Here is a 12,719-nt window from a genome sequence, read left to right on the forward strand (position 1 = left end):
TGATAGCCTGGAGGAATAAGCGGAGGGGATTGCGAAGCAACAATTTTCCGTGCCGGGAGCCGGGATTGTCAAGGGTGCGGCGATAGCACCCTTGACACGTTCACTGGCCTTCAAGGCATAGAAAAACGATGAACATGAGGTGAACGGAACCTTTCTCTGAGATAGCATGTTCATTACCTCCGGCAGCACATGTTGATACCTTCTGAAAACGTGTCGTTAACTGAATAACATAGCGCCGCGTGCGGGCTTTTTATGCCGCTTCGCAAAATCACAGTAACCCTTATCAGACTAACTGTTTACATTAAGTCATCATTCTCAAAACATTCTTCTTGAGTTTTTATTTTCTGTAATGATAATCACTATCACTGTAATTTACTTTTCTTTTCACGAGTTGACTGAGAATAACGTTTAAGGGTGCTTCGCATGTTTGTTCCATTTCTGATTATGTTGCGCGAAGGCCTAGAGGCCGCGCTGATTGTCAGCCTGATAGCCAGTTACCTGAAACGGACTCAGCGCGGTCGCTGGATTGGCGTAATGTGGATTGGTGTTCTACTGGCGGCGGCGCTATGCCTGGCGCTGGGGATTTTCATCAATGAAACTACCGGTGAATTTCCGCAAAAAGAGCAGGAGCTGTTTGAAGGGATTGTGGCAGTGATTGCCGTGGTGATCCTCACCTGGATGGTCTTCTGGATGCGTAAAGTTTCGCGCAACGTCAAAGTTCAACTGGAGCAGGCGGTCGATAACGCGTTACAGCGTGGCAATCATCACGGATGGGCGCTGGTGATGATGGTCTTTTTTGCCGTCGCTCGTGAAGGCCTGGAGTCGGTTTTCTTTCTGCTGGCGGCCTTTCAGCAGGATGTGGGTATCTGGCCACCGGTTGGGGCGATGCTGGGACTGGCAACAGCCGTCGTTCTGGGCTACCTGATATATCTCGGCGGGATCAGACTGAATCTCGGGGCCTTCTTCAAATGGACCAGCTTGTTCATTTTGCTGGTGGCCGCAGGTCTTGCCGCCGGAGCCATTCGCGCGTTCCACGAAGCCGGGTTATGGAATCATTTCCAGGATGTGGCATTTGATCTGAGCAGCGTGCTGTCGACGCACTCGCTGTTTGGCACGCTGATGGAAGGGATTTTTGGTTACCAGGAAGCGCCAAGTGTCAGTGAGGTTGCCGTCTGGTTTATCTACCTGATCCCGGCACTGATTATGTTTGCATTACCGCCTCGTTCAGGCTCTACGGCGTCTCGTACTGCACCCTGATAACAACGCGACGCAGAATATCATTTAGTTACAACATACTTATTTATAGGGATAGGTCATGACGATTAACTTTCGCCGTAGTGCGCTGCAGCTGGGTATGGCTGCGCTGTTTACTTCTGCTTTTGCCTCACACGCCGCAGATATTCCCAAGGTCAACGTCACGGTTAACGACAAACAGTGTGAACCGATGACAATCACGGTTAATGCCGGAAAAACCCAGTTCATTATCCAGAACCACAGTCAGAAAGCGCTGGAGTGGGAAATCCTCAAAGGCGTGATGGTGGTGGAAGAGCGTGAAAATATTGCGCCGGGCTTTAGCCAGAAAATGACCGCCAACCTGCAACCTGGCGAATATGATATGACCTGCGGCCTGCTGACGAACCCGAAAGGGAAGCTGATCGTCAAGGGCAGCGCAACGGCAGATGCGGCACAGAGTGACGCCCTGCTGAGCCTGAGCGGTGCAATTACCGAATACAAAGCCTATGTAACCGCAGAAACCGCACAGCTGGTGGCGGGGACCAAAGCATTTACAGATGCCATTAAAGCCGGGGATATCGAGAAGGCTAAATCCCTGTATGCGCCGACGCGCCAGCATTATGAACGTATTGAACCGATTGCTGAGCTGTTCTCTGACCTCGATGGCAGCATCGATGCACGTGAAGATGATTACGAGCAAAAGGCCGCCGATCCTAAATTCACCGGCTTCCACCGTCTGGAAAAAGCGCTGTTTGGCGACAATACCACCAAGGGGATGGATAAATACGCCGACCAGTTGAACACCGACGTTATCGACCTGCAAACGCGCATCAGTGAACTGGCCTTCCCACCGTCTAAAGTGGTTGGCGGAGCGGCGGGTCTGATTGAAGAAGTGGCCGCCAGTAAAATTAGCGGCGAAGAAGATCGCTACAGCCACACCGACCTGTGGGATTTCCAGGCCAACGTCGATGGCGCGCAGAAAATTGTCGATCTCCTGCGTCCTCAACTGCAAAAATCCAATGCTGAACTGCTGGCAAAAGTGGATGCGAACTTCAAAAAAGTCGATAGCATCCTGAGCAAGTATCGCACCAAAGACGGGTTTGAAACTTACGACAAACTGACCGATGCTGACCGCAACGCGCTGAAAGGACCGATTACGACGCTGGCAGAAGATTTGTCGCAATTACGCGGCGTACTGGGTCTGGATTAAGCATAATGCAACAAGATAATGAAAACGGCGTGAGTGAACCCTCACGCCGACGTCTGTTGAAGGGCATGGGAGCATTGGGCGGCGCGCTGGCACTGGCGGGCGGCTGTCCGGTTGCGCATGCGCAAAAACCGCACAGTGCGCCGGGCACTCTGTCACCCAATGCGCGCGATGATGTACAGCCCTTTTATGGACCGCATCAGGCGGGGATCCTGACGCCGCAGCAGGCCTCGATGATGCTGGTGGCATTTGATGTCCTCGCCAGCGACAAAGCAGATCTTGAACGTCTGTTCCGTTTACTGACCCATCGCTTTGCGTTCCTGACCACCGGCGGCCCGGCCCCAGAAACGCCGAATCCGCGCTTGCCGCCAATGGACTCCGGCATTCTGGGGGCTTACATTGCCCCGGACAACCTGACGATGACGTTGTCGGTCGGCCATTCACTGTTTGATGAGCGCTATGGCCTGAAAACACAAATGCCAAAAACACTGCAAAAAATGACGCGCTTCCCGAATGATTCGCTGGATGCGGCGCTGTGCCACGGGGATCTGCTGTTACAGATTTGCGCCAACACGCAGGACACCGTTATTCACGCGTTGCGCGATATCATCAAGCACACGCCGGATTTGCTCAGCGTGCGCTGGAAGCGAGAGGGATTTATCTCCGATCATGCTGCACGCAGTAAAGGCAAAGAAACCCCGGTAAATTTACTCGGTTTTAAAGACGGGACCGCGAACCCGGATGGTACTGATGAAAAGCTGATGCAAAACGTGGTGTGGGTCACGGCCGATCAGGGCGAGCCTGCATGGGCGGTAGGGGGCAGCTATCAGGCGGTGAGACTTATTCAGTTTCGCGTGGAGTTCTGGGATCGCACGCCGCTTAAAGAGCAGCAAACCATTTTTGGGCGCGATAAACAGACCGGCGCTCCGCTGGGAATGCAGCATGAGCATGATGTACCGGACTATGCCAATGATCCTGAAGGTGAGGTGATTGCGCTCGACAGCCATATCCGGCTGGCGAACCCGCGGACCAAAGAGACCGAATCCAGCCTGATGATGCGTCGTGGCTACAGCTATTCGCTCGGTGTGACGCAATCTGGACAGCTGGATATGGGGCTGCTGTTCGTATGCTATCAACACGATCTGCAGAAAGGTTTTTTGGCCGTACAGAAACGCCTGAACGGTGAAGCGTTGGAGGAGTACGTTAAGCCGATTGGCGGCGGTTACTTCTTTGCTTTACCGGGCGTAAAAACACCGGACCACTACCTCGGACAATCTCTGCTACAAGCCTGATTCCCGTGCCCCGCGCCTGTGCGGGGCAATTCCTCACATGTTGACCTGATACAGCGATGAACGAAAAAATTAATTTTTGTGATACGTGCTGCAGTGAAATAATTCTGTCATCTCTCTGTAAGAGACTGTTGCCAACGATAAGATGGAATTTAGTTAACAATAAGTAAAAATATTGTTGCATTGAGAATAAATTCTGTTGTACTTATATGTAACAGCGGTAGTTCCCGGCAGTGATAGTCATTCACTATGGAGATCGCGAATGGTAACGTCCTGTATTGGACAGGTTTCTTACATTATCACCACCTTACGCGGACGTTTCTCTTCCGGTAGCCATCTCGTCACCGCTAAATTCCCCTCTCTTCCACATCTTATCCTTGTTACTGACGCCTTATACGGTGCGCGTAGCCGTGTGTGGTGTCTTATTCGTAGGCAAGCAATGGCTTACAAGGAAGCCAACCCTCAGATGTTCGTGCGCATAATCGTGCCGAAGATGGCGCGTGTGATGTATACCTACAACTCAAGGTGCTATCCATGGGAAGACAAAAAGCAGTGATCAAAGCTCGTCGTGAAGCAAAACGTGTGCTGAGACGGGATTCGCGTAGCCATAAACAACGTGAAGATGAATCGGTCACCTCGCTTGTGCAGATGGGCGGCGTAGAAGCGATTGGTATGGCGCGTGACAGTCGCGATGCCACACCTATCACGGCGCGAAATGAGGCTCAGGCGCACTACCTGAATGCTATTGAGAGTAAACAGCTGATCTTCGCCACCGGTGAAGCCGGGTGTGGTAAAACCTGGATCAGCGCGGCAAAAGCAGCAGAGGCTCTGATCCACAAAGATGTGGACCGGATCATTGTCACCCGTCCAGTTCTGCAAGCTGATGAAGATCTCGGCTTCTTACCTGGAGATGTTTCCGAGAAGTTTGCTCCCTATTTTCGCCCGGTGTATGACGTGCTGGTAAAACGTCTGGGTGCCTCCTTTATGCAATATTGCCTGCGACCTGAGATTGGGAAGGTAGAAATCGCGCCGTTCGCGTATATGCGCGGACGGACATTTGAAAATGCCGTTGTCATTCTCGACGAGGCTCAGAATGTCACTGCTGCGCAGATGAAGATGTTTTTGACGCGTCTCGGGGAGAATGTGACGGTAATTGTGAACGGGGATATTACCCAGTGCGATTTACCGGCGCATGTTCGATCCGGACTAAACGATGCGCTGGCCCGCTTCGAAGAAGATGACATGATTGGAATCGTTCGTTTCAATAAAGATGATTGCGTTCGCTCGGCGCTTTGTCAGCGGACGCTTAACGCTTACAGCTGATAGGTTCTGCGTCTTCAAGGCCCGGGGAACCGGGCTTTGTTTTTTTATAAGCAGGGATAATCGTTTATATGCATATAAAAAACACAGACACGCTTCTTTGCAGGATGCCTGATGGCGCTTCGCTTATCCGGCCTACGGGGATTTCGTTGTCGGCCGGATAAGATGCTCGTATCGCATCCGCTATATTGCAACAGACGAAAAAAAAGCCCGTACTTGCGTACGAGCTCTTCTTCAAATATGGCGGTGAGAGAGGGGTTCGAACCCTCGATACGTTGCCGTATACACACTTTCCAGGCGTGCTCCTTCAGCCACTCGGACACCTCACCGTATTGTTGTTCCTGCGTTAGCGGAACGGGCGCTAATGTAGGGGAAACACCGCCCCGACGTCAATCTACTTTTTAAAAAAAACGTGCATTTACACAAACTTCAAGCAACATGGGGCGTAAATAAGCAAGAATTGCTTTTTTTGCCAGCATCCTAAAATTTGCTATTCTGATATTCCTTGGAAAATGATGATAAGTGCGAGAAAGTTCCGCATAACACTGCTCAGGAGTTAATATGGAAATACTTTTCTATCACCCGACATTCGATACGGCCTGGTGGCTGAAGGCACTGGCTAAGGCAATCCCAGGCGCAAATGTCCGTGAATGGAAGCGGGGTGATAATGCGCATGCTGACTATGCCCTCGTCTGGCATCCACCGGTTGATATGCTGGCAGGTCGCAAGTTAAAAGCTGTTTTCGCGTTGGGCGCCGGCGTGGACTCTATCCTCAGCAAGCTAAAAGCCCACCCTGAAATGCTGGATGCGTCAATCCCGCTTTTCCGTCTGGAAGATACCGGTATGGGTCTGCAAATGCAGGAATATGCGGTGAGTCAGGTGCTGCACTGGTTTCGACGCTTTGATGACTATCAGGCGCTAAAAAGTCAGGCGAAATGGCAACCGCTGCAAGAGTATACCCGCGAAGAGTTTACTGTAGGGATTATGGGGGCAGGGGTATTAGGGGCTAAAGTGGCTGAGAGCCTGCAAGCATGGGGCTTCCCGCTGCGTTGCTGGAGTCGGACGCGTAAATCCTGGCCCGGTGTGGAAAGCTTTGCCGGTACCGCAGAGCTGGCGGCGTTCCTGAGCCAAACGCGGGTGCTGATTAATCTTCTGCCAAATACGGCAGAAACGGTAGGTATTATTAACACCGGGCTGCTGAATCAATTGCAGGATGGGGCGTACGTGCTTAACCTGGCACGCGGGGTTCATCTGAAGGAAGACGATCTGCTGGCTGCGCTGAATACCGGAAAGTTGAAGGGCGCGATGCTGGACGTCTACAGCAGCGAGCCGCTACCGGAAAATAACCCTCTATGGAAACATCCGCGCGTGGCGATGACGCCGCATATTGCCGCCGTGACGCGTCCTGCAGAGGCCGTAGACTATATCTCACGCACCATTTTAAACCTTGAGAGTGGGAAAGCCGTAACGGGTCAAGTCGATCGCGTTAGGGGATATTGATAACAACCCGGCCAGCCGCCGGGTTTCGTCTAAACACCGTCCTACAGCTCTAATTATTTAGGGTATTAATGGTGGAGATACCTGCTATCCTTGACGAAAAATGACTACAGGAGAGAATTATGTATCCCGTTGACCTGCATATGCATACCGTCGCCAGCACCCACGCCTACAGTACCCTGAGTGATTACATCGCCGAAGCCAAACGCAAAGGTATCAAGCTGTTTGCGATCACCGATCACGGGCCGGACATGGCAGATGCCCCGCATCACTGGCATTTTATTAATATGCGCATTTGGCCAAGGTTGGTGGACGGGGTGGGAATTCTCCGCGGTATTGAAGCGAATATTAAAAATATTGACGGCGAAATCGACTGCTCCGGTCCGATGTTTACTTCCCTGGATTTAATCATTGCAGGCTTCCATGAGCCGGTTTTCGCACCTGTTGATAAAGACACGCATACCCAGGCGATGATTGCCACAATGGCGAGTGGTAATGTGCACATTATCAGTCATCCAGGAAATCCAAAGTATGAGTTAGACTTTACCGCCGTCGCACAGGCGGCAGCGAAATACCAGGTAGCACTGGAAATCAATAACTCCTCATTCCTGCATTCACGTAAGGGCAGTGAAGACAACTGTCGCGCAGTCGCCGCAGCGGTACGCGATGCCGGTGGATGGGTGGCGTTAGGATCGGATTCCCATACCGCCTTCACGCTGGGGGAATTTGGTGAATGCCGTAAAATCCTGGATGATGTGAACTTCCCGGAGGACAGAATTTTAAACGTATCGCCAAAACGCCTGCTGGCGTTTCTGGAATCGCGCGGCATGGAGCCTATCGCGGAATTTGCTGAACTTTAATTGTGAACTAACTGGAATACAACAATGAACGAGTTTTCTATCCTGTGTCGCGTCCTGGGATCGCTGTTTTACCGCCAACCGCAGGACCCGTTACTGGTTCCTCTTTTTACCGTGATCGGTGAGGGTAAACTGTCAGCAAGTTGGCCACTGGAGCAAGATGAACTGCTAGCTCGCTTACAGAAAAGCTGTGATATGCCGCAGGTGGCTGCAGATTATAACGCGCTGTTTGTCGGTGAAGAGTGTGCGGTGCCACCTTATCGCAGCGCTTGGGTCGAAGGTGCTAAGGAATCCGATGTTCGCGCATTCCTTTCTGCGCGCGGCATGCCGTTGTCGGATACTCCTGCTGATCATATCGGCACATTGCTGCTGGCTGCGTCATGGCTTGAAGATCAGTCTGCTGAAGATGAAAGTGAAGCGCTGGAAACGTTATTCGTTGACTATCTGCTCCCGTGGTGTGACGCGTTCCTTGGCAAAGTGGAAGCGCATGCCAGTTCCCCATTCTGGCGTACCATGGCGCCGCTGACGCGCGATGCGATTGGCGCGATGTGGGACGAGTTGCAGGAAGATACAGAAGAGTAAATGTGATTTAAGTCACTTTATTCTGCAACGCAATTTATCAGCTTGCATAAATTGTGTGCACGATCTCATTATCATGCCGTTTTTCTGCTAAGATGCGCGGCATGAACATACTTCTTTCAATTGCAATCACAACGGGCATTCTCTCCGGTATCTGGGGATGGGTGGCCGTTTCTCTTGGTTTACTCAGTTGGGCTGGTTTTTTGGGTTGTACAGCCTATTTTGCCTGTCCGCAGAGTGGGCTGAAAGGGCTGTGGATCTCAGCGTGTACGCTGTTAAGCGGTGTGGTGTGGGCGTTGGTGATTATTAACGGTAGTGCGCTTGCCCCGCATATGGACATCATCGGCTATGTCATTACGGGGATTGTTGCCTTCTTGATGTGCATTCAGGCTAAGCAATGGTTGCTTTCATTTGTGCCGGGTACGTTTATTGGTGCATGTGCAACATTTGCAGGGCAGGGGGACTGGCGTCTGGTTCTGCCTTCGTTAGCAGTGGGACTGGTGTTTGGCTATGCAATGAAGAACAGCGGACTGTGGCTGGCGTCCCGCCGTGAAAACCGAGAATCACCTTCGTTGACCAGTAAATAATAAAAAGCGTGAGGTTACCCTCACGCTTGTCGTTGTCTTTTCATATTAAGTATCAGGATTCCGGCGGTACCGACAAATGACGGTATTTAACCAGAATATCGTTATCGACCTGTTTCTTATCCTGCAAGTCCCATAATCCGCGATCAATCCCGTCGTTAATCAGGAAAATAACCCCAGTTTCAATGGCTGACATCAGGCACAGCATAACGGGTTCGTTAGAGGTATAACCGATTTCACCTTCCAGCAGACGTTGGTAATCAATGAAGCGGAATACCCCAGCCTGGACTTCATAGGAGAGAATAGTTTTGCTGGTGTTCACCGAAGAAAGGATTTCACCCGTGCTGACGTTGACCACACGCAGGTTGACCGCAATCTGATCAAGCTGGTATTGCGTGTCTGCGCCAATACCGAAATAACGCGCGCCAACCCCACCAGACTTAACGTTGCTTTCATAACCGATGATAGACCCTTCCACCATTACGTTTGCGGCGGTCAGTGACTGAAGCGGAATACGGTTATTTACAGCAACGGTACCGTTTTCTTGCGCAGCACGAATAATTTTTCGTTCGTTAAGCAAGTTCTGTAATCCCTGACGCTCCAGCGGTACAAACCAGCGAGAATCCTTCAATGCGGTGACCAGCATCGCCGTGGCACTTTGCGGGACAGCCGTTGAGAAGTTACTTGCCGGGTAAGGCTTAAATTGACCCGTTTCATCTTGAATGTTGTAAACCGAGACAAAAATCTTGCCCGTAGGCATTGGCAGGTGCGTCAAGTCTTTATAGCTTTGGGCACGCGGCATTAATGTCGGTTTAGCGGCTTCTTGTGGCGGGGCTGTTAAGCATCCGCTGAGTAAGAATATTGCAACCAAAATAAGTAAGCGCTGCATGATTTTTTCCTTTCGTAGCTATAGCTTAGAAATCGGCTGACTGTGTTTGTAAACCCGACACTTCTATCGTCGATGTTTTGCCCGTTTTCCTGTCTGTGACATTGAGTTGCAGCTGCCCATCCCGGTTGGCGATATCAATGATAAAATCATTGGTTACCATCCTGCCCGGCTTACCGGTATTAATATTGGTAAGCAGACCGCCGAGAATTTGTGACTGGATGGCCTGGGTAAAGTTGTCCAGGGCCGATGGGGTTTCAAAACCGAAATCGTCGCCACTTGGATCTTTATACGAGTTTTGCGCCTGCGCACTGTTCAGCAAAAAAGCGCCGTTATTTGGGTTGCCACCAAAGTTTGGATTGCGGAACTGGAACGTCATGTTTCCGGCCCAACTTAATGGTGAAATTAGCATGAGCAAAACCACTGCATGTTTGACACGCATGAAAGCCTCCGGACAAAATCATGTTTTAGAATTCATCACGCGCTAAATCGCTTGTGCTTAATAGTGTTTGATCTATTTGCCGACGATTTAATGCATCTTCTGTTTCAGCCAGAGCGAAGACGACTATTTTGTCGAAGTCTCTTTTCGTCGGGAATAAAAAAGTCTGGAAGATAACGTCCTGATTGATCGTTATGGTGATCCAACTTCCCCAACGTGCACTGGGCCTTTCATTGATGGTTAAGTTTCCTGTGTACTCACTTTCCCACTTGTCGCTAAACGCACGATAAAAATCATGGCCGATTGAAGAGACAGTGTGGTCGGTTAACAGTCCGGGAACCTCCACTTCTACAGCGGCGTGTAGATTCCCGGCAGCAAGGAATAAATTTGCTGCCACAATCCAGTTCAAATAGCGTTTCATGGCATTATCGCCTGAGGTTATCATTGGCCCACGAGACCGCCTGCGTACGGTTCTTCACAGCTATCTTTTTGAAAAGATTATAAAGATGCGTTTTTACCGTATTTTCACTGATAAACAGTGAGCGTGCGATTTCAATATTTGAGGCGCCGATACGCAGTTTATTAAGGATCTCTTTTTCACGATGTGTGAGTAGTGCTGACTCTGTACTGTTATAACGATAGTTTCCAGAATGTGTGATCAGGTAGCTGGCGAGCTTTTGCGAGAAGTAGCATTCACCGCGTAAAACGCCTTGTAACCCGGCCACCACACGCTGTTCATCTTCTGCTACGTAAAATACACCATTGATATGCGGCCAGTTTTCAATATCCCGGTACGGATAATCATCGGGTGTATTCAACAATAACGTCTTTATACTGTTGTTTTTTCTACTTAAGTTATCTTGCCAGTAATGGATCAGCTTTTTATCTGCCTCCATCATATCCAGTAAAACAATGCAGCTGGAGGAAATATCGTCCAGAGAACGTTGAATATTATGCAGTTTTCCGGTGAGCGCCAGCGATTGCTTTAAATGTTGTAATAATGCAGTTGCCTGCAGGGACGGTTTAGTGATCAACAATAATGTATGACCATGAATACTATGGACTTCATTAAACATGATGAAACTCCACTTTTATAGTCGCACACCTGACAGCTGCCTCTACTAAAATAGAGACACCAGAAGTACTGACAGATGCTGCACTGCTGTGTAGAAATAAAATATCGACCCAAAGGGGTAAAAATATTAAAACAAATGGACTTCAACTGATTTCAATCTAGCTATTACAAATCTTAAAGCAAGTGTTAAACTTGTTACAGAATGTAAATTTATATATTAAAATGTGATTTTAAGGTTTTTATTGAGTTTAGATTTGATAGGAAAGTTGTACACTTTACTGTTATTGCATAGATTTAAAAAATCATACAAATTATATTAATAACATGATAAATAAGAAGTTTATTTATAGTTCTTTCGTTTTAGCTTTCTAATGAATTCTGAAGTTTTTGTCTCACTTTACGTTGAGTAATTTTCGACAGAAAAAAATGATGTTTGTCACGACTTGCGCCAAGGCCAATCAACACCTCGCGCTGCGAGGGCCTGAAGTCGCTGAAGATTGGTTTTTTATGCTTCTGCATAGAAATGCACATCTCACGCTAAAGCCAAAATAAAATGTATACAGATAACAGCGTTATTGGCTGTTAATTAGTACTTTGGGGTGAATCTGAATATAAAAATACCACTCGCGGGTGAGTTATTTAAAATGTTTCAACGGACATACTCTTCATCGTAACGTGGCATTAACAAGTTTAAGTCATGTTAACAACAAAACTTGAGTGGTAAATAATTCAACTTCATGTACGACCAGGTCCAGGGTGACAACATGAAAAACAAGTTGTTATTTATGATGTTTACAATGCTGGGTGTGCCTGGAATTGTGTCCGCAACAAGTTATGACATGGCTAATGCAGAATATAACTTTGCGGTAAATGAATTAAGTAAGTCTTCATTTAATCAGGCAGCCATTATTGGTCAAGTAGGCACTGGGAACAGTGCCAATACACGCCAGTCGGGCTCGAAGCTATTGTCGGTCATTTCGCAGGATGGTTCAAGTAACCGAGCGAAAATAGATCAGGCAGGATCATATAATCTTGCATATATAGATCAGGCGGGTAGTTCCAATGATGCGAGTATAAAACAAGGTTCTTACGGTAATACGGCCGTTATTATCCAGAAAGGTTCGGGTAATAAAGCAAATATTACCCAGTACGGTACACAAAAAACAGCAGTTGTGGTGCAGAGACAGTCGCAAATGGCCATTCGCGTGACTCAACGCTAATCCATGAACGACTTTTAAATCAATCCGATGGGGGTTTACCATGAAACTTTTAAAAGTGGCAGCATTCGCAGCAATCGTAGTTTCTGGCAGTGCTCTGGCTGGTGTTGTTCCGCAATGGGGCGGCAACGGCAATCACCATGGTGGTGGTAATAATTTTGGTCCAGAATCATCAATGAGTATTTACCAGTATGGTTCTGGCAACATTGCGAATGCGCTGCAAAGTGATGCACGTAAATCCGATGTGACCATCACCCAGCATGGGCGTGGTAACGGGGCAACCGTCGGACAAGGTGCTGATGACAGTACCATTAGTCTGAAACAGTCAGGCTTCAGCAACAGCGCTGACATCAATCAGTGGAATGCTAAACGTGCGGACATTAACGTGACCCAATACGGTGGTCGCAACGGTGCGGTGGTTAATCAGACTGCGTCTGACTCCAACGTTCTGGTTCGTCAGGTTGGTTTTGGCAACAACGTCACGGCTAACCAACATTAATTCAGTCTGCTGACTGAGAATAAACAGGGCGAAAGCC

At 49.0% G+C, this 12,719-nt stretch carries 15 protein-coding genes and 1 tRNA gene; 11 read left to right on the plus strand and 5 right to left on the minus strand.

From position 1 onward, the window contains the following. The first annotated feature begins 423 nt into the window (after positions 1 to 423). The 5 genes from efeU (at position 424) to phoH (ending at position 5,052) form a co-directional block, all read left to right on the plus strand. Complete coding sequence (gene efeU, locus FCH32_RS22450) at positions 424 to 1,257, plus strand: iron uptake transporter permease EfeU (RefSeq protein ID WP_096757602.1); 834 nt, start codon at positions 424 to 426, stop codon at positions 1,255 to 1,257. 58 nt (positions 1,258 to 1,315) lie between these two features. Further along, positions 1,316 to 2,443, plus strand: coding sequence for an iron uptake system protein EfeO (gene efeO / locus FCH32_RS22455; protein WP_115258893.1), 1,128 nt, complete (start codon positions 1,316 to 1,318; stop codon positions 2,441 to 2,443). Positions 2,444 to 2,448: 5 nt separating this feature from the next. After that, entirely contained in the window at positions 2,449 to 3,732 is a 1,284-nt protein-coding gene (gene efeB / locus FCH32_RS22460) for an iron uptake transporter deferrochelatase/peroxidase subunit (protein WP_115258892.1), read from the plus strand. Positions 3,733 to 3,991: 259 nt separating this feature from the next. After that, entirely contained in the window at positions 3,992 to 4,285 is a 294-nt protein-coding gene (locus tag FCH32_RS22465; RefSeq protein ID WP_174361564.1) for a hypothetical protein, read from the plus strand. Then, positions 4,264 to 5,052, plus strand: coding sequence for a phosphate starvation-inducible protein PhoH (phoH, locus tag FCH32_RS22470; protein ID WP_168246965.1), 789 nt, complete (start codon positions 4,264 to 4,266; stop codon positions 5,050 to 5,052). Before FCH32_RS22465 ends, phoH begins: the two co-directional genes overlap by 22 nt. 238 nt (positions 5,053 to 5,290) lie before the next feature. Here phoH and FCH32_RS22475 read toward each other — a convergent pair. Then, a tRNA-Ser gene (locus tag FCH32_RS22475) sits at positions 5,291 to 5,378 on the minus strand. A 232-nt stretch (positions 5,379 to 5,610) separates the two neighbouring features. Here FCH32_RS22475 and ghrA point away from each other — a divergent pair. From ghrA to FCH32_RS22495, 4 genes are all read left to right on the plus strand, one after another. Further along, positions 5,611 to 6,549, plus strand: coding sequence for a glyoxylate/hydroxypyruvate reductase GhrA (gene ghrA, locus FCH32_RS22480; RefSeq protein WP_096757599.1), 939 nt, complete (start codon positions 5,611 to 5,613; stop codon positions 6,547 to 6,549). Between the two features lie 119 nt (positions 6,550 to 6,668). Beyond that, a complete protein-coding gene (locus FCH32_RS22485; protein ID WP_115258890.1) occupies positions 6,669 to 7,406 on the plus strand; it encodes a phosphatase in 738 nt (245 codons plus the stop codon). 24 nt (positions 7,407 to 7,430) lie between these two features. After that, complete coding sequence (locus FCH32_RS22490) at positions 7,431 to 7,985, plus strand: TorD/DmsD family molecular chaperone (RefSeq protein WP_096757597.1); 555 nt, start codon at positions 7,431 to 7,433, stop codon at positions 7,983 to 7,985. Positions 7,986 to 8,086: 101 nt separating this feature from the next. Beyond that, the gene (locus tag FCH32_RS22495) at positions 8,087 to 8,569 is read left to right on the plus strand and encodes a DUF1097 domain-containing protein (protein WP_135912264.1); all 483 of its coding nucleotides are present in this window, start codon (positions 8,087 to 8,089) and stop codon (positions 8,567 to 8,569) included. Between the two features lie 52 nt (positions 8,570 to 8,621). Here the strand turns inward: FCH32_RS22495 and csgG are convergent, their stop codons facing one another. Genes csgG through csgD form a run of 4 tightly spaced genes read right to left on the minus strand, consistent with a single transcriptional unit; the run spans position 8,622 to position 10,967 of the window. Further along, a complete protein-coding gene (csgG, locus tag FCH32_RS22500; RefSeq protein ID WP_096757595.1) occupies positions 8,622 to 9,455 on the minus strand; it encodes a curli production assembly/transport protein CsgG in 834 nt (277 codons plus the stop codon). Positions 9,456 to 9,480: 25 nt separating this feature from the next. Next, positions 9,481 to 9,894 (minus strand): curli production assembly/transport protein CsgF, encoded by a 414-nt coding sequence (gene csgF, locus FCH32_RS22505; protein ID WP_096757594.1) that lies wholly within the window; start codon positions 9,892 to 9,894, stop codon positions 9,481 to 9,483. Positions 9,895 to 9,919: 25 nt separating this feature from the next. After that, a complete protein-coding gene (csgE, locus tag FCH32_RS22510) occupies positions 9,920 to 10,312 on the minus strand; it encodes a curli production assembly/transport protein CsgE (protein ID WP_115258887.1) in 393 nt (130 codons plus the stop codon). Positions 10,313 to 10,316: 4 nt separating this feature from the next. Further along, positions 10,317 to 10,967 (minus strand): biofilm master transcriptional regulator CsgD, encoded by a 651-nt coding sequence (csgD, locus tag FCH32_RS22515; RefSeq protein ID WP_115258886.1) that lies wholly within the window; start codon positions 10,965 to 10,967, stop codon positions 10,317 to 10,319. 763 nt (positions 10,968 to 11,730) lie between these two features. Between csgD and csgB the strand changes: the two genes are divergently transcribed. Both csgB and csgA read left to right on the plus strand, forming a co-directional pair. Then, on the plus strand, positions 11,731 to 12,186 hold the full coding sequence (gene csgB, locus FCH32_RS22520; protein ID WP_096757591.1) for a curli minor subunit CsgB: 456 nt from the start codon (positions 11,731 to 11,733) through the stop codon (positions 12,184 to 12,186). A 40-nt stretch (positions 12,187 to 12,226) separates the two neighbouring features. Continuing rightward, the gene (csgA, locus tag FCH32_RS22525; RefSeq protein ID WP_115258884.1) at positions 12,227 to 12,682 is read left to right on the plus strand and encodes a curli major subunit CsgA; all 456 of its coding nucleotides are present in this window, start codon (positions 12,227 to 12,229) and stop codon (positions 12,680 to 12,682) included. Positions 12,683 to 12,719: the final 37 nt, after the last annotated feature.

The organism is Citrobacter gillenii, assembly GCF_013337685.1.
GTDB lineage: Bacteria > Pseudomonadota > Gammaproteobacteria > Enterobacterales > Enterobacteriaceae > Citrobacter > Citrobacter gillenii.